Below are 22,192 nucleotides of genomic sequence, written 5' to 3' on the forward strand. Positions count from 1 at the left end.
GACCGGTCACCACCGGTCCGGGGCCCCGTACGCCTTCTCCGGCCTCTACAGGCCGAGTTCGCGGCGGAAGAACTCCAGCTCCAGCGCCATGATCTTCTCCCGGGTGCCGCCGGGCGTCATATGGGTGACCCCGGGCAGGGCGAGGAGCTGGTGGGGGCGGCCCGCGTCCGTCAGCGCCTCGGACAGGCGCAGGGTGTGCGAGGGGTGCACGTTGTCGTCGGCGAGCCCGGTGACCAGGAGCAGCGGCCGGGACAGCTTCGGGGCGTCGGGCAGCAGGGAGTCCCGCTCGTACACCTCCGGGTTCTCCTGCGGCAGCCCGAGGTACCGCTCGGTGTACGCGGTGTCGTAGTGCCGGAAGTCGGTGGGCGCGGCCCCGGCGGCCGCCGCGTGGAAGACGTCGGGGCGGCGCAGTACGGCCATCGCCGCGAGGTAGCCGCCGTAGGACCAGCCGCGGATACCGACCCGGCCGAGGTCGAGGTCCTCGTGGCGGGCGGCCAGCGCTTGCAGGGCGGCCACCTGGTCCTCCAGGGTGACCTCGGAGAAGCCGCGGTACATGGCCTGGGTGTGCGCGGGGGAGACGTAGGCGGTGCCGCGGTTGTCGACGGTCACCACGGCGAAGCCCTGGTCGGCCCACCACTGGCGGTGCTGCCAGCGGCGCGGGTCGGCGGTGACGTCCTGGGCGCAGGGGCCGCCGTAGCTGTCCATGAGGACGGGCAGCTTGCGGCCGGGGGCGTGGCCGCGGGGCAGGACGAGCGCGGTGGGGATCGCGTGCTCGGTGACCCGCTCCAGCACGGGGACGACCCGGTAGGGCAGCGGTTCGGACAGGTCGGCGGGGGTGAACTCGCGGTCGTCGGCGGTGCGCAGGACGCGCCGTACCCCGTCGGCGTCGGCGGTGGTCAGCAGCAGGGCCCCGGCGGAGGCGGACACGGTGTGCACGCCGGGCCCGTCGGCGAGCGGGGCGGTCTCCCCGGTGGTGGTGTCGAGCAGCAGCACCTGCTGCTCGGCCGGGTCGCGCAGCGCGGCCTCGATGAGCAGCCGGCCCCCGTGGAGCCCGGCCACGCCGCGGACCTGGAGCTCGTCACCGGTGAGGGGTACGCCGTCCACGGCGAGGCCGCGCGCGGCGCCGCTCGGGGTGTCGGTGACGGTCAGTACGCGCCCGTCGGGGAGGCGGGCGGGGGTGCCCGCGACATCGGGGTCCACCCACAGGGGGTGGGTGGTGCGGGAGAGCTCGCGGGTGCGGCCGGTGACCGGGTCGGCGGAGAGCAGGAGGACGGTGCGCTGGAGCCGGTCCTGCACGGTGAGCAGGATCTCCTCGGCCGACTCCCAGCCGGCGTCGGAGACATAGGGGTGGGCGGCGGCGTCCCACTCCAGGCGGGTCCGGCTGCCGTCGGGGCGGAGCACCCACAGCTGGACGTCGGCGTTGGGCCCGCCCGCCTCGGGGTAGGCGAAGTCCTCGGGCGGCAGCTCGGGGTGCGCGGGGTCGGTGAAGTACCGCCGCTGGAGGCCGGTCTCGTCGACGCGGGCGGCGAGCAGGGTGGCGCCGTCGGGGGACCACCAGTGGCCGCGGGAGCGGCCCAGTTCCTCGGCGGCGGCGAATTCGGCCAGGCCCCAGCGGGCTCCGTCGTCGGGGCTGATCCGGCCGCCCGGTGCGACGTACAGGGCGTCGTCGGAGACGTAGGCGGTGCGCGAGCCGTCGGCGTTGGGGCGCGGGTCCAGGGCCGGTCCGGCGGCGGGGATCTCCTCGGGGGCCGCGTCGGTGCGTGCGGTGACCGCGTACAGGCGTCCGTACAGGGCGAAGGCGGCGTGCAGGCCGTCGCCGGAGAGGGCGTAGGAGCCGATGCCGGCGGCGACGAGCCGGGTCCGCTCGCGCAGCCGGCGCTCGGCCTCGGGGAGGGGGCCGGGCTCGGGGCACAGGGCGCGGGGATCGGCAAGCCGGGTCTCGGCGCCGGTGGTGGTGTCGAGCACCCAGAGGCTGTCGAACGGGTCGGTCGGACCGGCCGAACGGAGGAACCAGAGCAGCCGGCCCTCGTCCCCGAAGGTCAGTGCCCGCGGGGCTCCGTGGGTGAACCGTGCCGTGCTGGCGGAGAGCCTGAGGAAGTCATCCATGATCGTAGTGTGACATGTGAAATGTCACCACCACTAGGCTGTTCGAGTGGTGACCCCCGGGGCACGGGCTTAGCGTCGAAAGGGTGGACCCGAACGCACAGCCGAGCAGCACCGGGACCGACGGCACGGGCCGAGGCAGCGGCAACGGACTCGCCCTCTTCGTCATCGCGTCCTGTCAACTGATGGTCGTTCTCGACATCACGATCGTGAACATCGCCCTCCCGCACATCCAGAGCGCGCTCGACTTCTCCACCGAGAGCCTGTCCTGGGTCGTCAACGCCTACACCCTCGCCTTCGGCGGGCTGCTGCTCCTCGGCGGCCGCACCGGCGACATCCTCGGCCGCAAACGCGTCTTCATCTTCGGCGTCCTGCTCTTCGGCCTGGCCTCCCTCCTCGGCGGACTCGCCCAGAACGAGGGCCAGTTGATGGCCGCGCGGGCCCTCCAGGGCGTCGGCGGCGCCATCGCCTCGCCGACCGCCCTCGCGCTGATCACCACCACCTTCCGCGAAGGGCCCGACCGGAACCGGGCCTTCGGCGTATTCGCCGGGGTCTCGGCCGCCGGCGGCGCCATCGGCCTGCTCGCGGGCGGGATCCTCGTCGAACTGCTCGACTGGCGCTGGGTGCTCTTCGTCAACGTCCCCATCGCCGTCGTGATCGCGGTCCTCGCCTCCCGGGTGCTGCGCGAGTCCGCGCGCCACGCCGGGCACTTCGACCTCGCGGGCGCGCTGCTGTCCACCCTCGGCATGGTCGCCCTCGTGTACGGCTTCATCCGCGCCTCGCAGGAGGGCTGGCGCGACCCCGTCACCCTCGGCTCCTTCGGCGCCGCCGTGGTCCTGCTGTCCCTCTTCATCCTCAACGAGCGCCGCTCGCCGCAGCCGATCACGCCGCTGCACATGTTCGCCGACCGCAACCGCGCCGGGACCTACGGCATCATGCTCATGCTCGCCTGCGCGATCTTCGGCATGTTCTTCTTCCTGACCCTCTTCGTGCAGATCGTGCTGGGGTTCAGCCCGATCCAGGCGGGGCTCGCCTTCCTGCCGGTCAGCGTGGTGATCGCGGTGGGCGCGGGCGTCACCGCGCGGCTGCTGCCGAAGTTCGGGCCGAAGCCGTTCATGGTCATCGGCGCGCTGTCCTCGGCGGTGGGCCTCGCCTGGCTGACGCAGACCGATGTGCACTCGACGTACCTCGGCAGCGTGCTCGGCCCGATGCTCTTCTTCGCCCTCGGCATGGGCCTGCAGTTCGTGTCGCTGACGCTGATGGCGCTGTCCAACGTCCCGGACCGGGAGTCGGGCGCCGCCTCCGGACTGCTGAACGCCACCCAGCAGGTGGGCGGCTCCCTCGGCCTGTCCATCCTGGTCACCGTCTTCGGCACGGCCAGCCGCAACGAGGCGAAGAGCCTGATACCGGACTTCCTGGGCACCGCCGGGCCCGTGGAGAAGGCGTACTTCCAGAGGACCGGGCAGTTCCCGAAGCCGTGGAGTGACCAGGTGCTGACCTCGGGCATCAGCCACGCCTTCGTGGTGGCGGCGCTGTTCACGCTGGTCGGGGCGGCGATCGCGCTGTTCGTGATCCAGGTCCGGCCCTCCGACCTCGAACGGCTCCAGGGCAACCACGCACCGGCGGCCGACCGCACCTGAGTCACCCCGAGTCACCTCCGGGCGATGTCGGCCCCGGCCGTGACCCGCGCCACGAAGGCGTTCAGATGGTCCATGAGGCGCGCCACCCGCTCCTCCACCGTCAGCGACTCCTCCTGCCGTCCCGCCCGCAGCTTCGGCACGCGCTTGCCCCGTACGTACAGGGAGCAGGCCAGGTCGGCGCAGACGTACGTGCCGACCGTATTGCCCTCGCGGCCGCGCGCCCCCGCCAGCGGAGCGGCGAGCAGGGTGACCCCGGAGGAGGCGTGCCCGGTCAGGCAGAGCTGGCACAGGCTGGACTTCACCGCGCTGGTCCGGCCCACGGAGGGCACGCGCAGGGAGATCCCGAGCGGCCCCTCCGCGCGCGGCACCACCAGATGCGCCCGCAGCGGCGCCCCGGGGTCGACCCAGCCCAGGAAGTCCAGGTCCGCCCAGGGGGTCGCGGCGAAGTCGAGCGGCAGGCGCAGGCGTGCCGCGTCCCCCTTGGTGCAGTTCACGAAGGACGCGCGGATCTGTTTCTCGCTGAGTGCTTCCACGGGCGTCGACCCTACGTCCCGCCCGCGGCCGCCCGCATCCCGATATCGGACACCCGGTCCGCGGGCGCCCTACGCGTCGAGGCGCCGGACCCGGCAGCGGGCCGGGCCCTCCGTCCGCAGGGTGATCCCGGCGCTGACCGGGATCTCGGTGTCCACCGCCTCGAACGCGTAGGCGCGCAGGATCATCGCCAGCGCGAGCACCGACTCCAGCATCGAGAAGTGCTGCCCGATGCAGGCGCGCGGCCCGCCGCCGAAGGGGAACCACGCGTACCGCGGCCGCCCCGCCTCCGCCTCCGGGGTGAACCGGCCCGGGTCGAAGCGGTCCGGGTCCGGCCAGTGCGCCGGGTGGCGGTGCGTCACCCACGGCGCGAGGATCACGTCCGCGCCCGCGGGCACGGCGTACCCGGCGATGCGGGTGGCGGCGACGGACTTGCGGCCGATGACCGGCGCGGCCGGGTAGAGCCGCATGGCCTCCTTGACCACCTGCCCGAGGAACGGCAGCCGGTCGAGGTCCGCGGCCTCGGGCGTACGCGCCCCCAGCACGCGGGAGACCTCCGCGCGGGCCAGGTCCTGCTGCTCGGGATGGCGGGCCAGCAGATGCAGGGCGAAGCAGAGCGAGGTCGCGGTGGTCTCGTGCCCGGCGAGCAGGAAGATCAGCACCTGGTCGCGCAGCTCGGCGGCGTCGAACTCCCGGTCGTCCGCGCTGCGGGCGGCGGCGAGCAGCGTCAGCAGATCCTCGCCGGCGGCCTCCGAGCCGCCCCGCCGCCGCTGCTCGATGATCTGGTCGCAGACCCCGTACAGCTCGTCCAGCGCGGCGGCCGCCCGGCGGTTGCCCGGGGTGGGCCACGTACGGGGGATGTTGGCGGGGGAGTAGCCGCGGCGCAGCACGTACTCCGTGATCACGGGGAAGGACCGGGCCACGACATCGGCGGTGGTCTCGACATCGGTGCCGAAGAGGATCCGGGCGACGGCGCGCAGGGCCAGGTGCATCATCTGGTCGGATACGTCGACCACGCCGTCCGGGGCACCGGCCCAGCCGTCGAGCACCGCGGCGGTCTCGGCGGCGACGGCCCCCGCGTACCCGTCGACCCGGCGCCGCGTGAACAGCGGCTGCACCAGGCGGCGCTGGCGCAGGTAGTCGCCGTCCTGGGCGGTCAGCAGGCCGTTGCCGAAGGACTCCCGGACCTCCTGGTAGAAGTGGTTGTCCTTGCGGAAGTTGGCGGACTCCGAGGCCAGCACCTGCTGTGCGCCCTCGGGGGAGAACACGCAGTACAGCTCGGCGCGCAGGCCGGGGGGCCCGGCGTCGATCCGTACGACGTCCCCGTGCTGGTGCTGCGCCCGCAGATAGGTCCCGAGGGAGTCCGCTTTCAGGTCGGGCAGCGACCCCAGCAGGGGCACCCCGCCGAGCACCGGCACCTCCGCACCCGCGCCCGCACCGACACCCGCATCCGCCCCAACGGCCATGACCACCCCATCCTCCGTCACCCTCCGCCACCGAAGCCCGATTCTGCCGCCGCCCCGACGGGCTGGCGAGACCTCCCGCGCTTTCCGGCCGAATCCGATAGGAAGTTCTGGCCGACCCCGATGAGTTCCACGCCCCTCCGCCCTCCTCCGCACGCTGGACGAGGTCTCAGCAAACAAATCCTCGACGTCGTCCACTGACCCGAAGCGACGACTATGCTCAGCCGATGCACCCCACCCCCCAGCCCACCCTCGACGAGATCGAGCAACGCTTCACCGCCCTGCTCAACGGCACCCTGACCAGGGACGAGGCCGACCGCTGGGCGGGCCGGTGGGTGAAGGACGACACCCTCGACTGGGACGAAACCTCCTGGTGGGCCCTGGGCCTCCTCCACGGAATCGACCTCCGTGGCGACACCCCCGACACCTACCTGCATGAAGAGGCCCAACTGCACGACTGGCTCACCGAACTGAGACACCGCCGAGCAGGCTGAGGCTCCCCGGCGTGCTCAACAGCGCACCGCTGCGTCAAGGCGGCGCGGTGGCCGACCGCACCGGGCGCGTCAGCCCGCCTCGCCCGTGATGCCCGCCAGGATGCCGCGGCCGTTGCCGAGGCGGAGGGCCAGGGCTGCGGGGAGGACGGCTGCCGTCAGGGCGACGGCGGCGCTCGCGGCGAGCAGTTCGGCGAGCGGGAGCCACGGCACCATCGCCGGGGTCTCGCCGACCAGCCGGGTCAGGGCCGCCCATGAGCCGGTGATGCTGATGGCCGAGGCGGCCGCGCCGATCACGGCGCCCGCCGCGACGCACATCAGCGTCTCCACCGTCACCGCGCGGAGCACCTGCCCCCGGGTGGCGCCCGCGAGCCGGAGCATCGCCAGCTCGCGGCGGCGGTCGCTGACCGTCATCACGAGGGTGTTGGCCAGAGCCAGCAGCGCGTACAGGACCGACAGGCCGAGGATCATCAGCATGCCGTTGCGGGAGCTCTCCGCGTTGGCGTCGGTGGCCGCGGCCGAGACCTCGTCGGGCGTGCTCACCCGGGCCCCCAGACCGTGCACGGCCGCCTCCAGTGCCGCCGCCGCGCCCGCGCGGTCCGCTCCCTCCCGCACCCGTACGGTGATCCGGCCGGGCAGGCCGGAGCCCGCGTACGCGGAGTCCACGTAGGCCCGTACGCCGTCGTTGCCCGGTGCCAGTACGGCGGCGACCCGCAGCTCCTTCGGGGTGCCGTCCGCGAGCCAGAGCCGGATCGTCTCACCGGCGTGCGGGGAACCCGGCCAGACGCTGCTCACCACGACGGACTCGGGGCCCAGGTCCGAGAGCGTGCCCTCGGACACCTTCAGCGCGGCCAGGGACTCCAGCGCCGCCGCGTCCACGGCGGCCGCCGAGCGGGCGACCGCGGGCTTGGGGCCGCGGTCGGCCAGCAGCGTCGTCGGCGTGCTGACCAGGGTCGTGACCCCGGGTACGGACCGCACCCGCTCGACCACCGTCCGGCTCAGGCCCGGCGTACCGGCCGGCGAGACGACGAAGTCCGCACGGGAGAGCTGCTGGCGGACGTTGCTGACCTGGGCGGCGTTGATGGTGTTGATCGTGCCCAGCAGGCAGCCGGCGAGGCTGATCACGATCACCACCGGGGTACTGGTGGCGGCCGTGCGGCGGAACGCGGTCAGCGCGCTCTGCCGGGCGGTCGTCCACACGACACCGCCCGCCTCCTCGGCGTCGGGGTCGCGGCGCCGGGCGACCGCGGTGGGCAGCGCCGTCAGGAACCGGATCAGGGGGCCGGCGACCACCCCGGCCAGGGTGACGCACGCGCCGACGACCAGCAGGCACAGGGAGGCCGAGGCGGCGGCGTTCGAGCCGGCCTCCGGCTGCATGGCGGCCGTACCGGAGACGGCGGCGACGCCCGCGGCCAGTGCGAGCCCGCCGAGCACCCATCGCACCAGGTTCCCGGCCCGGGAGCTCCGTTCGACCGCCGCGTCCCGCAGCGCCTCGCCGGGGGCGACCCGGCCGGCCCGTACGGAGGAGACCATGATGCCGGCCAGCGCGGTGACCATGCCGATGCCCGCGGCGCTCAGCAGCGCCCACCAGGGCACCGGCACCGTGAAGTCCGGGGTGACGATCGCGTGGTCGACCAGCCAGTTCCGGGCCAGCGGGGCACCGGCCAGGCCCATCAGGGCGCCCGCGGCCGAGGCGAGTACGCCCACGAGTACGGCCTCGCACCAGATCACGCGGCGCAGCTGGCGCCGGGTCGATCCGACCAGCCGCAGCAGGGCCAGCTCCCGGCGGCGCTGCGCGATCGACAGCGCGAAGGTCCCGGCGACGACGAAGACCGCGACAAAACCGGCCACGCCGGCCGCCAGACCGAGCGGGGTGTCCACGCTGTCCATCTGGGCCAGCAGGACGAGGTGTGGGGGTCGGCGGCCGCTCGCTCGCTGCCGGTCAGGACGGAGACGCGGGCGCCACCGGCCGCGGCCACGGCCTTGCGTACCTCCTCGGCCGGCCCGTAGGCGGCCAGGGCATCGACGGCGGGGGAGAGGCGCGCCGCCGTGGCGTCCGCGAAGAACAGCGCGTGCTCGAAGGGGACTTCGCCGGTGACACCGGTGACGGTGGCGGTGCGCGGCCCCGTACCGGTCGTCAGGCGCAGCTGCTTCCCGATGAGCGCGGCGTCACCACCGCCCACCACGAGCTCGTCCTCCGCGGCGGGCGGGCGGCCGGCCGCCAGGCGGTAGCCGCCGGCCTCGTGCGCCGACCAGCCGCGCCCCACCTGGTCCTTGGGCCCGCCCTGGAGCTGGGCGTAGAAACTGTGGTCCTCGACGACCCGGCCGGTCGCGGCCACGGCCGCCACCAGCTGCGGTGACAGGCCCGGCTGCTGGGGCAGGGCCGTGCTCTGCGCCTGACCGGACGTGCCGACGACGTCGATCGTGCTGTTCGGTACGACGACCACCGGCGCCTCGGACCAGCGCTGCCGGGCGGAGTCCACGACGCTGCCGGTCGCGGCGATCACCGGGATCGCCGTCGCCATCAGCCCGACACCGAAGGCGAGCGCGACGAAGGTGCCGACGAAGGACACCCAGCGCACGCGCAGGGTGGCGAAGGCGACGCTCAGCATGCGACGGCCTCCAGGCTGGTCATACGGGCGGCCACCTGCTCGGGCGTCGGGGCCTCCAGCGAGCCGGCGATCCGGCCGTCGGTGAGGAAGACGACGCGGTCCGCGTACGAGGCGGCGACCGGGTCGTGCGTCACCATGACCACCGCGCGCTCGCCGTCGTCGGCCAAGGCACGCAGCAGGCCGAGTACTTCGCGCCCGCTCCTGGTGTCCAGGGCGCCCGTCGGCTCGTCGGCGAGGACGACCGCGGGCCGGCTGATCAGCGCCCGCGCGATGGCCACGCGCTGCTGCTGGCCGCCGGACAGCTCGCCGGGCCGGTGCCGGTGCCGGTCGGCCAGGCCGACCGAGGTGAGCGCGGCCAGTACCTCGGACTTCTTGGGCCGGTGACCCGCGAGCTTGAGGGGGAGGGCGACGTTCTGAGCGGCCGTCAGGGAGGGCAGGAGGTTGAACGACTGGAAGACGAAGCCGATCTTCTCGCGGCGCAGCAGAGTCAGTTCGCGGTCGCCCAGACCGCCCAGTTCGGTGCCGCCGACGAGTACGGTCCCGCTGTCGATGGACTCCAGGCCCGCGGCCGCGCGCAGCAGCGTCGACTTCCCGGAGCCGGACGGCCCCATGATGGCGGTGAAGGTGCCGGCCGGGAAGCCGAGGCTCACCCGGTCGAGGCCCACGACGGGCTCGGGTCCGGAACGGTAGGTCTTTGCGACGGAGCGGAGTTCGACACCGAATCGTGTGACGGTCATGTCGGTAAGTACACCTTCCGGTCCATCGCCGGACAATGAACCGCGGCTCAGTCCTGGGGGTGGTGCCTGCACCACCCCCAGGGGGGTCAGTGGATGCGGATTCCGCCCTTGCCGGTGCGTACGGTCACGGCGTGCCGGGCCGTGCGGTTGACCGGGAGGGAGATCATCGGGGCCGTGTCGCTGTGGGTCTCGACGGCGTACTCCGTACCCGCGGGCAGCGAGAGATCGACCGCGCCGGTGTCCGTGACCACGTCGAGCGCGACGGGCGGTTCGGCGAAGTCCCCCCGCACCGCTCCCCGGGAGGTCACCACGGACACCTGGGGGGAGCGGCTGTCGGCGAGGGTGGCGGTGCCGGATTCGGTACGCAGCCCCACGGGGCCGGCCGCACCGCGGACGTCGATGGTCCCGGTGCCCGTCCGCAGGTCGAGCGGGCTGGCGAGGCCGCTGGCGGTGATCGCACCGGAGCCCGCGCTGAGCCGGGCGGCCAGACCGGCCGGGACCGCGATGTCCAGCCGCAGGGAGCAGCCCGTGCGGCAGGCGGCCCGGACCGTGACCCGGCCGTCCCCCGAGCCGACGGACACCTCGGGCCGCGGCCCGGACCAGGTGCCCCTCGCGGAGACCCGTACCGCGGAGTCGGTGCCCGGCCGCAGGGAGACGGCGGTGCCCTCGGTCGCGACCTCCAGCAGGGCACTGCCCGCGGCATCGGCCTGCAGCGCCTGGTCGAACCCGCGGGGGGCGGCGAGCAGGGCGACGATGCCCAGGCAGGCGCAGGACACGGTGAGGACCAGCAGCGCCAGACCGCCGCCTACGGCCCAACGGCGCTCCCTGGACGATGCCGGACGGGGTGGCTCCGGGCGTGCCGTTGGGCGTGCCGGTTCCGGGGGACGGGCCGACGTAAGGATGTCAGGCTCCCAGGTAGCGCAGGACGGCGAGGACGCGCCGGTGCCCGCCGCCGTCCTCCTTCGGCAGGTCCAGCTTCGCGAAGATGTTGTTGATGTGCTTGCCCACCGCGCTGTGTGTGATCGTCAGGGCCGTCGCGATGGCCGCGTTGGACTCGCCCTCGGCCATCAGCGCCAGTACCTCGCGCTCCCGGGCCGTCAGCGCCGTCAGCGGGTCCTGCCGGCGGCTGCGGGTCAGCAACTGCTTGACGACCTCGGGGTCGAGCACGGTCTCGCCCGCCCGCACCCGTTCCAGGGTCTGGACGAAGTCGTCCACGTCGGAGACCCGGTCCTTGAGGAGGTAGCCGATCCCGCCGCTGTTCTCGCCCACGAGGTCGAAGGCGTAGCGCTCCTCCACGTACTGGGAGAGCACCAGGACCCCGGTCCCGGGCCAGCGGCCGCGGATCTCCAGGGCCGCGCGCAGCCCCTCGTCGACGAAGCTCGGCGGCATCCGGACGTCCACGACACAGACGTCCGGGCGGTGTTCCGCCACGGCGGCCAGCAGGGCCTCGCCGTCGCCGACCGCGGCCACGACCTCGAATCCCTCCTCGCCCAGCAGCAGCACCATGCCCTGCCGCAACAAGGCGGAATCCTCGGCGATCACTACCCGCATTGCACATCCACTTCGATCAGGGTCGGTCCGCCGGGAGGGCTGGTGACGGTCAGCGTGCCGTCGATCCCCGCGACCCGCCCGGCCAGCCCGGCCAGTCCCGTGCCGCGGGCCGGATCCGCCCCGCCCGCACCGTCGTCACCGATGATCACACGGAGCCGGTCGCCGTCCCGGCGGATCTCCACCCAGGCCCGGGAGGCCCCGGCGTGCTTGGCGACGTTGGTCAGCGCCTCCGTCACCACGAAGTAGGCCGCCGCCTCGACGGCGGCCGGCGGCCGCGGCTCCGCCCGTACGTCCACGGTGACGGGTACGGGTGCGCGGGCCGCCACCGCGGTGAGCGCGGCGCCCAGACCGCGGTCGCTGAGCACGGGAGGGTGCAGGCCCCGGGCCAGTTCCCGCAGCTCGGTGATGGCAGCGCGGGCGTCCTCGCGGGCACCCTCCACGATCTCCCGCGTCGCCTCGTCTCCCGACTTGCGCAGACGGGACACCACCCTGCCCAGCGTCATCGCCACGGCCACCAGCCGCTGCTGGGCCCCGTCGTGCAGATCGCGCTCGATCCTCTTGCGTTCCGCCTCGACGGCGGCGAGCAACAGGTCCCGGCTGGACGTCAGTTGCACGACGCGCTCGGTCAGTTCGAGATCCCGGGGCGGCGCCAGCAGGGCCCGCCCGAGCGCGGCGTCGAGCGCCGTCAGGGCCCGCACCAGGGCGGGCGACACGAACACCCCGAACAGTACGGCGGCCACGGCGACCACCAGGGACTCCCCGAACCCGTCCACGGAGACCGGGCCGAGGGCCGCCCGGCCGCGGGGCAGCCGGTCGTAGTAGCCGGGCAGCGCCACGAGCGTGAGCGGCACGGCCCAGGCCAGCGCCACCCCCACTCCGGTGACCACCGACACCGGGATCAGCGCGACGAAGTACCCGAGCTCCCGCCACGCGCAGCGGTCGCGCATCAGCGAGCGCAGCGCGGGCAGCATCGGCCCGGCCGGTGGCACATGGGGCGGCGCCGGGATCTCGACCCGGCAGGTCGCGGCGAAGCGGCGGCGCTCCAGAGCCGCAAGCCGCCCCAGAGCCCACCCCGCGGCCACCACCACAGGCACCCCGGACAACGCGACGGGCACCAGCAACACCCCGGCCACCAGCCCGAACAGCACAACCACGGCGGCCAGGGCAATCACCCCATCAGCCGCAAGGTGCGCACAACCACCCCACAACGCCCCGGATCACAGGCCCCGCCGCGACATCACCCCCTTCACCCCGGCCACCGCCACCCACCCCACTCCTCTCTGCCCCCAGCCACTCCGCCAGACCACCTCCGAGCCGCTCAGCCCGACACGGCGACCGGGAGGTTGTCGATCACCATGACATGACCGGTCGGCCAGGGCGCGTCCTGGGGAGCGCTCTACTGGATCCCGTGGTCAGCGCGGCACCGGGGGGAAGTGGTGGGCCGTCCGCGGGGCGTGGGCACTGGCGTGGAAGCCGAAGCTGACGAGGATGACGCGCTCCCCGGCGCCGACGGCGGTGCGGCCGTGCGGTGTGAGGGCTCCGTCGAAGACGACGCAGTCTCCCGGTGCGAGGTCGTATGCGCGGTAGCCATGGGCGGTGATGAAGACGGTGCAGCTCGCGGTGGGGGTCGCGGGGGGACGCTCGTGCTTGAGGCACAGGATCAGGTTCGCCTCCCCGAAGCCGAATTCGTCCACGTGGAAGTCGAGGAACTGTCCTTCTTCCACGTAGGCGATGTAGACGCCGGTGTGGGGCTGCTCGACCTCCAGGCCGGTGGCCTGCGATACGAGGGCGGCGAGATCGACCTGCCCGGCGAAGAGGTTCGCCGCGTCGCCGACAGCAGCGTTCCACTTGCCGTTGTGCACGTACCCCTCAGAGGCCAGCGTCTTCTCGGCCTCCTCCGCCATGGCTGCGAGCAGCTCGGCGGGGAACGGCTGCTCGCGCAGGTGACGGGGACGGACCCGCTCGTGGGCGGTGAGGTCGCGGACGGCGTCCCGGATGGCGGGGAATCCGGTTTCCCACCCGGCCGGGGTCCGGGTCGTGCTCCGGGCCTGGAGCCATGCGGTCCAGCAACGGCTCCAGTGTGCCGCTTCCGCCCGGCTGATCAGCAGTTCGACGCGGTCGACTGCTGACTGGGTGGATTCGATCAGCCCGGGGTCTCCCTTGGAGGTGCGCAGTCGCAGCGCTTCCCGCAGGTGGGCGCGGGCCTCGACGAGACTGCCCTGCTCCATCAGGTGCTTGCCGAGGTGCTGAAGGGCGAAGTCGACGAGTTCCGGATGCTGGCTCCGGGCGGCCTCCAGCGCCCTCCGGTAGAGCTTGTCACCGGTCCGGGTGTCACCGGCATAGCGGTGGGCGTCAGCGAGGTTGAGTCCGGTGGCGATGACGGCCCGGGAGTTTCCGTCGGCCATGGCGAGGTCGAGCGCCTTGCGCAGGAACAGGCGTGCCTGGTCGTGGTGGCCCAAGGTCATCAGGCCGATTCCGGTCCACCGCGCCAGGACGCGGGATCTGGCGGCATCCGTGCCGTCGGGAAGCAACCGGAGTTCCCCGCGGATCTTCTCGACGGCCGCCGCCAGCGCGGCATGGTCGGTGGGGACCATGCGCAAGGCATCGTCCTGGGTGATGAGGTGTTGAAGCATCCGCCCCTCCTCTACAGCTCGTCGGTCCGGTGGCGCAGGTCGGCCAGCAGCTCCTGGCCGTGCCGGGTGAAATGCTCACGGAGGAGTTCGAGCCGGCCCATGAGGTAGCGGACGGCCGACATGCCTTCGTCGTAGGCGGCCCGGATGCTCGCGCGCTCGTTGGCGTTCAGATCGTCGCGGTCGAGTTCGATGCGACGGAAACGCAGGAGCTGGTTGTACACGCACGTCGCGTGGAAGGCCCGGTCCACCTCCCAGAACTGGTTTCGGGGCACCCCTTGCGCGGCGCGCCACGCGATTTCGATCCTGGGGGACGTCTTGGAGGAGTACTCATCGGCGAAGACCTGGTGCTGGAGGACGTGGAAGCTCACCGACTGGTGTACGGCCTCATGCAGCAGGTTCTCCGCCAGGAAGAGGGGGGACGGCTCCTCGCTGACGGTGTTCGGCGGGATGTGGTGCCGGGCCTTCTCGGAGAACGTGATGACGTACGGGAGTGCCGGGTCGCTGGAGCTGGTCAGGGACGAGGCGCGGACGCCGGGCTTGAGGCCCACCCACAGCAGGGCCCGTACGAACTCCCGGAGCTGGGCGAAGCCGTCAGGGTGGACCGAAGCCAGGCGCTCCAGTGCTGCGGTCAGCGCGGTTCGGCGCTCGTCGGTGTGCGGGACGATCTCGTAATCGGCCAGGCTGATTTCGCGGGCGATGGATTCGGGCAGCTCGGCGCTGAACCAGTGGATGCGGGCTCCGGCTACGTCCACGGTCTCGCTGGTCAGGGAGCGGGAGTGCTCGGCGTAGGGCACGCCCGACTTCACAAGACGTTCCATGAGGGCGAACGGCAGGGCCTGCTCGCAGTCGGTCTCGCGCAGGCGGATCAGCGCTGGATCCTTCCGGCCGAGGTCGAAGAAGGAGCCGGCCTCGACGCGGGTGGCGATGGTGTTCTCCAATGTGGGCTCTCCTTGGTCGCGGTGTGCGGGTGGCGGGGATGGGTGCGGGGCGCCCCGGAACGTTGTGCCGAGACGCCCCGCGATGCCATCAGTCAGCTCGCTCGGTCCGGTGCCGCGGTCAGACGGCAGGTGTCTCCGGCGCGAAGTCGCCGTCCGGGACGGAGTGGTCCAGGCGTCGGGTCAGGCACTCGACGGTCGGCGCGGGTGTGAAGTCGCCGTCGGGGACCGAGTGGTCCAGACGGCGCGTGAGGTGGTTGACCTGGATGGTGTCGGACATGGTGATGCTCCCTTTGGTGTACGTGAGTGGTGATGGGGTGATGCGCCCGCCCCGGCCACAGGAACGATGGAGCGGGAGTGTGTGGGTGTCAGGCAGGCTCGATGTGCGCGAGGTGTTGGACGCCACCGCCGACGGAGCGCACCCACACGTGGGTGGGGACGGGCTCGGGCTGGTCTTCGCGCTGTCGGTCCAGGGGACGGCTGGGGAGTTCGGGGCCGGGCATCGAGCGCTCCTCTCCGGGTGGTCGCAGCGGGGCGCAGGGACGGTGGGGTAGGGCTGCCCCCCGGGGCTGGTCGATCCCGCGAGATGAACGTACGGTCGCTCTGCGTGCGGTAGGACTGACTGTGGGTACGCGTTACGGCGGGCCGTACTGGGGAGCGCGATGGCCACGAGACCGATCACCGGCACGATCGCGGGCTTCGTGCTGCGTACCGCCCGGGAATCGGTGCCACTCACCCAGTCGGGCATGGCAGAGGCCCTGTGCGTGGACCTCGCCACGGTGCAGGGCTGGGAGTCGGGCCGGCGTCCGGTGGCACATATGCGGGCGGCGGATCTGCTGGGGCTGCGGCGGAGGCTGGTCGCGCGGGGAGCGGACGCGATGGTCGTCGCGCTGCTCGACGCGGCTATGGACGCGGACCGGATCATTGCGGCCACGCTTCAACCGACCGAGGGGCCGCACCCGCTGGCCGAGTGGGTTCACACCCGGGACACCGCCCACATGCTCGCCTGGGCGCTCACCGGGATTCGCCCGCCGTCCCTTTCCGGCGTCCCGTCCCCACGCCGCAGGGGGCCGGCAGCGGCTTCACCCCTCCTCCCCGTCCCCGACCGGCTGGCGTTCTTCCAACGACTTCGGACCACGGCGGAAGCGGCCCCCCGGACGGAATCCCGAGGGGCGCTTCTGCACCGTCAGGCCCTTTACCTGACCTCGTACGACAAGAGTGCGGAGGCGGCAGCATGGACGGCGCAGGCGCTGCATGCCCGGCGGGGGCTGCTCGCCCGACGAGGGTGGACGCCGCAGTGGGCCGAAGCGCGTTCGACGGCGACTGCCCTCGCGCGGTTGGGTGATCCGGTGCCGCTGCTCGACTTCATCGAGCGGGCGCTCGTGGACGACGACGCGGGCGAGGCGGCGAATCTGAACTACTGGGCCTATTGGCTCGGCGGTACCCCGTTACCCCAGTCCGACGACATGTTCATGCGTGACCGTCAGCTCACCGGCTGGGATCCCGTCACGCTCCTGCGAGGGCTCACGTACGGCCTGCACCATGCCCCCGGATACGTCGACCTGTACGTGCACACGATGTGGGCTCTGCTCGCGGCTCACCCGTGGCTTCCGCAGGCGTCCCACCTGCTGGTGCGGGACCTGGCGGAGCGTACCGAGCGCTTGTTGGACGGGGGCGTCATCTCCGGAAGGTCCCGGCGCGAACTCACCACTGTGCATTACGTTCTTCGTGATCGAACCTGAGACCGGAGGTCAGCAGATGGCAGACGAGACGGCGAGCGCGCAGGGCACCGCATGCTTCATCTTCGAGATGGGCGTGATGAAGAACGCCAAGCGGACCGGCTGGTGGTTCACCGGTAACAACAACCCCGAGTCGATCGCCGACCACTCGTTCCGCGTGGGCATCATCGGCGCGGTGCTGGCCATGATGGAGGGAGTGGATCCCGCGAAGACAGCGCTGATGTGCCTGTTCCACGACACCCAGGAGACGCGGATCGGGGACATCCCGCACATCGGACGGCGTTACATCGACGTCGCCGAGAATGTGGATGTCACCGCGGACCAGGTCGCGCGGGCGCACCCTGCTGTCCGGGTCGGTGTGCTGCGGGTGGTCGAAGAGTACGAGGCCAACGACAGCCCGGAGGCGATCGTGGCCAAGGACGCGGACAAGCTGGAGTGCCTGGTGCAGGCGGTGGAGTACCGGTCTCAGGGCAACACCCTCGTCCAGGACTGGATCGACACCTCGCTGAACAGCCTCAAGACCGCGTCCGCCCGTGAACTCGCCGAGGCCGCGCTGAACATGTCCCCGCTGGAGTGGCGGAACAAGTACCTCGGCTGATCCCGGGAACGGCGGAGCCCCCGCCGGCCGGCTCGGTGCCGGGGCGGGGGGCGTCCTGTCAGGGGGAGGTGTGCTCGGTCTCTAGATGTCGCGGAAGATTTCGATCTGGGCGCCTACCGAGTTCAGGCGTTCCGCCAGTTCCTCGTAGCCGCGGTTGATGACGTAGACGTTGCGGAGGACCGATGTGCCCTCGGCCGCCATCATCGCCAGGAGGACGACCACCGCCGGGCGGAGGGCCGGGGGGCACATCATTTCTGCCGCGCGCCAGCGCGTCGGGCCTTCCACCAGGACGCGGTGGGGGTCCAGGAGTTGGAGGCGGCCGCCCAGGCGGTTGAGGTCGGTGAGGTAGATCGCGCGGTTGTCGTAGACCCAGTCGTGGATCAGGGTCTGGCCCTGGGCCACGGCGGCGATGGCCGCGAAGAAGGGGACGTTGTCGATGTTCAGCCCGGGGAACGGCATCGGGTGGATCTTGTCGATCGGGGCTTCGAGCTTCGAGGGGCGGACCGTGAGGTCGACCAGGCGGGTGCGGCCGTTGTCGGCCGTGTACTCGGCCGAGCGGTCGTGGTCCAGGCCCATCTCCTCCAGGACCGCGAGCTCGATCTCCATGAACTCGATCGGCACCCGGCGGATCGTCAGCTCCGACTCGGTGACGACCGCGGCGGCCAGCAGGCTCATCGCCTCGACCGGGTCCTCGGAGGGGGAGTAGTCCACGTCCACGTCGATGTTCGGGATGCCGTGCACCGTGAGGGTGGTGGTGCCGACGCCCTCGACCTTGACGCCCAGCGCCTCCAGGAAGAAGCACAGGTCCTGGACCATGTAGTTGGAGGAGGCGTTGCGGATGACGGTGACGCCGTCGTGCCGGGCGGCGGCCAGCAGCGCGTTCTCGGTGACCGTGTCCCCGCGCTCGGTCAGTACGATCGGGCGGTCCGGGGAGGTGCCCGGCTCGACCTTCGCGTGGTAGATGCCCTCGGTCGCGGTGATGTCCAGGCCGAAGCGGCGCAGGGCGATCATGTGCGGCTCGATGGTGCGGGTGCCGAGGTCGCAGCCGCCGGCGTACGGGAGGCGGAAGGTCTCCATCCGGTGCAGCAGCGGGCCCAGGAACATGATGATGCTCCGGGTCCGGCGGGCCGCCTCCGCGTCCATGGCCTCCATGTCCAGGGTGGCCGGCGGGACGAGCTCCAGGTCCACCCCGTCGTTGATCCAGCGGCTGCGGACGCCGATGGAGTTCAGGACCTCCAGCAGCCGGTAGACCTCCTCGATGCGCGCCACCCGGCGCAGCACCGTACGGCCCTTGTTGAGCAGTGAGGCGCACAGCAGGGCGACGCACGCGTTCTTGCTCGTCTTGACGTCGATGGCGCCGGAGAGGCGGCGCCGGCCCACCACGCGCAGGTGCATGGGGCCGGCGTAGCCGAGGGAGACGATCTCGCTGTCGAGCGCTTCACCGATGCGGGCGATCATTTCGAGGCTGATGTTCTGGTTGCCGCGCTCGATCCGGTTCACCGCACTCTGGCTCGTGCCGAGGGCGTCGGCAAGCTGACTCTGTGTCCAGCCCCGGTGTTGCCGGGCGTCACGGATGAGCTTGCCGATGCGTACGAGGTAGTCGTCTGCCATGGGGAGCACGGTATCTCAGATATGAGATGAGGCGCGCGGCGGGTGGGGCAGACGGGTGGCGCGAGTCCCCCATAAGGGACTTACCGGTCGTCAATTCTTCCGCCCGGAGTATGTGAGCCCACCCACCACCCCCCACCCCACCACCCGCCGCCCCGTCACCCACCACCCGCCCCGCCGAAGCCCCGCCCTCAGTGCCCGCAGGCCCCGTGGCGGCCCCCTCCGTGCACCCCCGCGTACGAAGCCGGGCGCGGCGGGGTCGCCGCCGTGGCGGCCAGCCGGGCCGAAGCCGCCTTCCCCGAGGCGGAGTCCGCGTCGTGCACGGCACGCCCGCCGACCAGGGTCAGCCGGACCCCCGTCCCGCTGATGTCGGCCACCGGGCAGCGCCGTACGTCGCGGTCGAGCAGCACCAGGTCCGCCGCCCGGCCCGGTTCCACCGTGCCCGTCAGTCCCTCCTGCCGCAGCTGCCACGCCGTGCCCGAGGTATGCATCCGCAGCACCGTGTCCCGGCCCAGCGCCTCCAGTTCGCGGTGGAGCGGCCCCGTCCCGGAGGCGCCCTGCCGGTCGATCGCCGTCCGCAGCTGGTTCCACACCTGGAGGGCGTCCACCGGCCAGTCGGAGCCGCCCGACAGCCGCGCCCCCGCCTTCTCCAGACTCCGTGCCGGATACATCCACCGGTGCCGCTCCGGGCCGATGTACGGGAGCAGCGCCTCCATCGTCCAGGTGTCCTGCGCCGCCCACTGGAGCTGCATGCACGCCGCGACACCCAGTTGGGCGAACCGCCGCAGGTCCGCCGGGTCCACGAGTTGCAGGTGCGCAATCGCGTTGCGGGCGTCGCGCCGGCCCGTCGCCCGGACGGCGTACGCGTACCCGTCCAGGGCGGTGCGGACCGCGCGGTCGCCCAGCCCGTGGGCGTGCATCTGCCAGCCCGCCCGGTTGAAGGCGGCGGTGAGCCGGCCGTAGTCCGCCGCCGAGGTGTACAGCTCGCCCCGGTTGCCGGTCGGCCGGCCCTGCCCGTCCAGGTACGGCCTGAGCAGTGCGGCCGTCTGCGCCGGGTACTCGATGACCCCGTCCAGGAAGACCTTGACCATCCCGAAGCGGAGCCCCCGCACCCCCTCGAACTCCCGCCGCAGCCCCCGCGCGTACGCCAGCGCGCCCGCCGGGTCCCTGGTCTGCTCCGCCTCCAGCCGGATGGCCGGCACGATCCGCTGCGGCAGCTTCCCGGCCGCCGAGAGGGCCTGGTACAGCTCCAGTTCGTGCCGTCCCACCAGCGCGTCCATCATGGTGGTGACCCCGGAGGCGGCCGCCAGGTCCAGCACCTTCGCGCAGGCCGCGACCAGCTCCGCCCGGGTGGGCGCCGGGATGTGCCGCCGCACCAGGGCCTGGGCGTCGTCCTTGAGCACGCCCGTCGGCTGCCCGTCCGCGCCCTTGACCACCTTGCCGCCGACCGGGTCGGGCGTGGCGGCCGTGATCCCGGCGATGTCCAGGGCCCGCCGGTTCGCCCAGAGGTTGTGGCCGTCGCCGCCGATCAGGGCGATCGGCCGCCGGGTCGGCAGGGCGTCCAGGACGGCGTGGTGCGGCAGGGTGCCGACGGGGAGCAGCCCGACCGGGTTCCAGTCCTCCACCACCAGCCAGCGGTCGGGCTCCGCGCCCGCGCCGCCCGTCTCGGCGAGGAAGCCCGCCAGGATCTCGCGCAGCTGCTCCGGGGTGGTCTCGGCGCCCTCCAGCGAGGGGGACAGCGAGCGCTCGCCGGCGCCGAGCGGGTGGACATGGCCGTCGTGGATGCCGCTCATCACCGTGTTGCCCCGGGCGTCGACCACCTCGGTGTCCCGGCCCACGTGCCGGCGCAGCGCCGCGTTGCTGCCGGTGGCCAGGATCTTCCCGTCGCGGCCCACCGCGACCGCCTCCACCGGCGCCCGGCCGCCCGTACCGGTGAACACGGAGGCGCTGTGCACGACCAGGGCCGCCGAACCGCGCCCGGTGGAGGGGGTGGCCGAAGCCGGTGCGGCCCCCAGCAGGCCGGCCGCCCCGGTGGCCCCGGCGGCCCCGGCAGCCGCCAGGAGGCTCCGGCGGGACAGAGGGCGGGCCAGGCCGCGGGACAGATCGCGGGACAGATCGCGCGAGAAATCGCGGGAAGGGTGTGAAGAAGACGTCATGCCCACTCCAAAGGTTGGTGTGGCCAGGACACTGTTTGATTAACCGCTTAACCAGAAGCCGCCCCCGCCGACGAAATCCGTACGATGGCCGCGTGCCCGCACCCCCGCCCGCACCCGCCCCGGGCCCCGGCCGCCCCACCCCGGGACCCGCCCCCGCCGCGGGAACCGCCCCCACCCTCGCCGACATCGCCCGCGCCGCCGAGGTCTCCACCGCGACGGTCTCCCACGCCCTCAACGGCACCGGCCGCCTCGGCGAGTCCACCCGCCGCCGCGTCCGCGAGGTCGCGGGCGCCCTCGGCTACGGGACCCACCGCGGCCCGCGCACCCGCAGCCTCGGCGTCGCGGTGACCACGTACGCCGGCGACGCCTGGGACTTCGTCGGCGTCGCCTACTACTCCCGCCTGCTCACCGCCGCCACCTCGGCCGCGCACGCGCACGGCTACGCCCTGACCACCCTGCCCGCCGACCGGGGCGCCGAGCCGCTGTGGCACACGCTCGCCGTGGACGGGATGCTGCTGCTCGACAGCCCGGCCGGCGACCCGGTGCTACGGGCCCTGCGCGCGCGGGGTCTGCCGGTGGTCTTCGACGGCCGGCCGCCGGACCCCCGGCCGGGGGATGCGTGGGTGGACAACGACCACACCGCGACCACCCGGCAGGTGCTCGACCACCTCGCCGCCTCCGGGGCCCGGCGGATCGCGCTGCACGCCGGATACGGCCGGGAGTTCTACACCGCGGCCGTCACCTCGGCCTACGAACAGTGGTGCGCGGAGCACGGCCGGGCGCCCCTGCTGATCCCCTTCGACCCCGAGGACACGGCGGGGCACGCCTTCGACGCCGCACTGGCCGGGCCGGACCGCCCCGACGCCGTGTACTGCGTCTACGACCCGGGCGGCCGCCAGGTCCTGGCCGCCGCCGCGCGCCACGGCCTGCGTATACCGGGACTGCGTATACCGGGACTGCGCACACCGGAGCCCCGTACACCCGGGCCCCGTACACCCGGACTCCGTACACCCGGGCTCCCTGCACCCGGCCCGCGCATAAGCGGAGCTTCCGGGCATGACGGACTGCTGCTCGTCTGCGCCAGCGAGGATCCCGCCTACGCCGCCGCGCGGCCCGCCGTGACCACCGTCACCCTTAATCCTGAGCGGATCGCCGCTTCGGCGGTGTCTGTCCTGGTCAACCTGATCGAATCCGGGCATGCGGAACCGCCCGGGCAGCGCACGATCGCGGCAGCCCTACGGGTGCGCGCCTCGTCCCTCCCCCCGGACATGTACTAGAGTTATCTCGACATCGAGATATCTGCCGAAGGCGTACCGCAGCCGCCCCCGCTGGTAAGGGTTACCTAACTTAGCCCTACCTTAGCGGATTGGCCAAGGGGCGTGGCGGCAGGATTGC

20 protein-coding genes are annotated in these 22,192 nt (G+C 72.8%); 5 read left to right on the plus strand and 15 right to left on the minus strand.

The features are described from left to right. Positions 1-45: 45 nt before the first annotated feature. Complete coding sequence (locus ABZ873_RS19045; protein ID WP_360872971.1) at positions 46-2,106, minus strand: alpha/beta fold hydrolase; 2,061 nt, start codon at positions 2,104-2,106, stop codon at positions 46-48. 83 nt (positions 2,107-2,189) lie between these two features. Here ABZ873_RS19045 and ABZ873_RS19050 point away from each other — a divergent pair, with 83 nt between their 5' ends. Further along, a complete protein-coding gene (locus tag ABZ873_RS19050; RefSeq protein WP_360872974.1) occupies positions 2,190-3,743 on the plus strand; it encodes an MFS transporter in 1,554 nt (517 codons plus the stop codon). A gap of 11 nt (positions 3,744-3,754) precedes the next feature. Here the strand turns inward: ABZ873_RS19050 and ABZ873_RS19055 are convergent, their stop codons facing one another. Together ABZ873_RS19055 and ABZ873_RS19060 are read right to left on the minus strand one after the other, a co-directional pair. Next, positions 3,755-4,276, minus strand: coding sequence for an FBP domain-containing protein (locus ABZ873_RS19055; RefSeq protein ID WP_360872977.1), 522 nt, complete (start codon positions 4,274-4,276; stop codon positions 3,755-3,757). 69 nt (positions 4,277-4,345) lie between these two features. Further along, a complete protein-coding gene (locus ABZ873_RS19060; protein WP_360872980.1) occupies positions 4,346-5,740 on the minus strand; it encodes a cytochrome P450 in 1,395 nt (464 codons plus the stop codon). 224 nt (positions 5,741-5,964) lie between these two features. Here ABZ873_RS19060 and ABZ873_RS19065 point away from each other — a divergent pair, with 224 nt between their 5' ends. Continuing rightward, on the plus strand, positions 5,965-6,231 hold the full coding sequence (locus ABZ873_RS19065) for a hypothetical protein (protein ID WP_360872983.1): 267 nt from the start codon (positions 5,965-5,967) through the stop codon (positions 6,229-6,231). Between the two features lie 69 nt (positions 6,232-6,300). Here ABZ873_RS19065 and ABZ873_RS19070 read toward each other — a convergent pair whose 3' ends face one another. The 10 genes from ABZ873_RS19070 to ABZ873_RS19115 all read right to left on the minus strand — a co-directional run bounded on the left by ABZ873_RS19070 (position 6,301) and on the right by ABZ873_RS19115 (position 15,199). Next, entirely contained in the window at positions 6,301-8,034 is a 1,734-nt protein-coding gene (locus ABZ873_RS19070) for an FtsX-like permease family protein (protein WP_360873080.1), read from the minus strand. Continuing rightward, positions 7,956-8,840, minus strand: a complete 885-nt coding sequence (locus tag ABZ873_RS19075; RefSeq protein WP_360872986.1) for a hypothetical protein — start codon at positions 8,838-8,840, stop codon at positions 7,956-7,958. The genes ABZ873_RS19070 and ABZ873_RS19075 overlap by 79 nt, the downstream gene beginning before the upstream one ends. Then, entirely contained in the window at positions 8,834-9,577 is a 744-nt protein-coding gene (locus ABZ873_RS19080) for an ABC transporter ATP-binding protein (protein WP_360872989.1), read from the minus strand. Before ABZ873_RS19080 ends, ABZ873_RS19075 begins: the two co-directional genes overlap by 7 nt. Positions 9,578-9,663: 86 nt before the next feature. Then, positions 9,664-10,353 (minus strand): hypothetical protein, encoded by a 690-nt coding sequence (locus ABZ873_RS19085; RefSeq protein ID WP_360872991.1) that lies wholly within the window; start codon positions 10,351-10,353, stop codon positions 9,664-9,666. Between the two features lie 127 nt (positions 10,354-10,480). Beyond that, positions 10,481-11,128, minus strand: a complete 648-nt coding sequence (locus ABZ873_RS19090) for a response regulator transcription factor (RefSeq protein WP_360872994.1) — start codon at positions 11,126-11,128, stop codon at positions 10,481-10,483. Further along, entirely contained in the window at positions 11,119-12,300 is a 1,182-nt protein-coding gene (locus tag ABZ873_RS19095) for a sensor domain-containing protein (RefSeq protein ID WP_360872996.1), read from the minus strand. The genes ABZ873_RS19090 and ABZ873_RS19095 overlap by 10 nt, the downstream gene beginning before the upstream one ends. 240 nt (positions 12,301-12,540) lie before the next feature. Then, positions 12,541-13,761, minus strand: a complete 1,221-nt coding sequence (locus ABZ873_RS19100; protein ID WP_360872999.1) for a hypothetical protein — start codon at positions 13,759-13,761, stop codon at positions 12,541-12,543. Between the two features lie 11 nt (positions 13,762-13,772). Further along, positions 13,773-14,699, minus strand: coding sequence for a hypothetical protein (locus ABZ873_RS19105; protein ID WP_360873002.1), 927 nt, complete (start codon positions 14,697-14,699; stop codon positions 13,773-13,775). A gap of 118 nt (positions 14,700-14,817) precedes the next feature. Further along, on the minus strand, positions 14,818-14,976 hold the full coding sequence (locus ABZ873_RS19110; protein ID WP_360873005.1) for a hypothetical protein: 159 nt from the start codon (positions 14,974-14,976) through the stop codon (positions 14,818-14,820). A gap of 88 nt (positions 14,977-15,064) precedes the next feature. Continuing rightward, the gene (locus tag ABZ873_RS19115) at positions 15,065-15,199 is read right to left on the minus strand and encodes a hypothetical protein (RefSeq protein WP_360873008.1); all 135 of its coding nucleotides are present in this window, start codon (positions 15,197-15,199) and stop codon (positions 15,065-15,067) included. Positions 15,200-15,358: 159 nt separating this feature from the next. Between ABZ873_RS19115 and ABZ873_RS19120 the strand changes: the two genes are divergently transcribed. Both ABZ873_RS19120 and ABZ873_RS19125 read left to right on the plus strand, forming a co-directional pair. Continuing rightward, positions 15,359-16,438, plus strand: a complete 1,080-nt coding sequence (locus ABZ873_RS19120; protein WP_360873011.1) for an XRE family transcriptional regulator — start codon at positions 15,359-15,361, stop codon at positions 16,436-16,438. A gap of 16 nt (positions 16,439-16,454) precedes the next feature. Further along, positions 16,455-17,033 (plus strand): HD domain-containing protein, encoded by a 579-nt coding sequence (locus tag ABZ873_RS19125; protein WP_360873014.1) that lies wholly within the window; start codon positions 16,455-16,457, stop codon positions 17,031-17,033. 81 nt (positions 17,034-17,114) lie between these two features. On the opposite strand, the gene ABZ873_RS19130 is transcribed toward ABZ873_RS19125, so the two are convergent. Together ABZ873_RS19130 and ABZ873_RS19135 are read right to left on the minus strand one after the other, a co-directional pair. After that, positions 17,115-18,644 (minus strand): UDP-N-acetylglucosamine 1-carboxyvinyltransferase, encoded by a 1,530-nt coding sequence (locus ABZ873_RS19130; protein WP_360873017.1) that lies wholly within the window; start codon positions 18,642-18,644, stop codon positions 17,115-17,117. Between the two features lie 188 nt (positions 18,645-18,832). Continuing rightward, the gene (locus ABZ873_RS19135; RefSeq protein WP_360873020.1) at positions 18,833-20,797 is read right to left on the minus strand and encodes an amidohydrolase; all 1,965 of its coding nucleotides are present in this window, start codon (positions 20,795-20,797) and stop codon (positions 18,833-18,835) included. Positions 20,798-20,889: 92 nt separating this feature from the next. Here ABZ873_RS19135 and ABZ873_RS19140 point away from each other — a divergent pair, with 92 nt between their 5' ends. Continuing rightward, complete coding sequence (locus ABZ873_RS19140) at positions 20,890-22,074, plus strand: LacI family DNA-binding transcriptional regulator (RefSeq protein WP_360873023.1); 1,185 nt, start codon at positions 20,890-20,892, stop codon at positions 22,072-22,074. Positions 22,075-22,192 lie beyond the last annotated feature (118 nt).

Source organism: Streptomyces sp. NPDC047014 (assembly GCF_040644195.1).
In the GTDB taxonomy this organism is placed as follows: Bacteria; Actinomycetota; Actinomycetes; order Streptomycetales; family Streptomycetaceae; genus Streptomyces.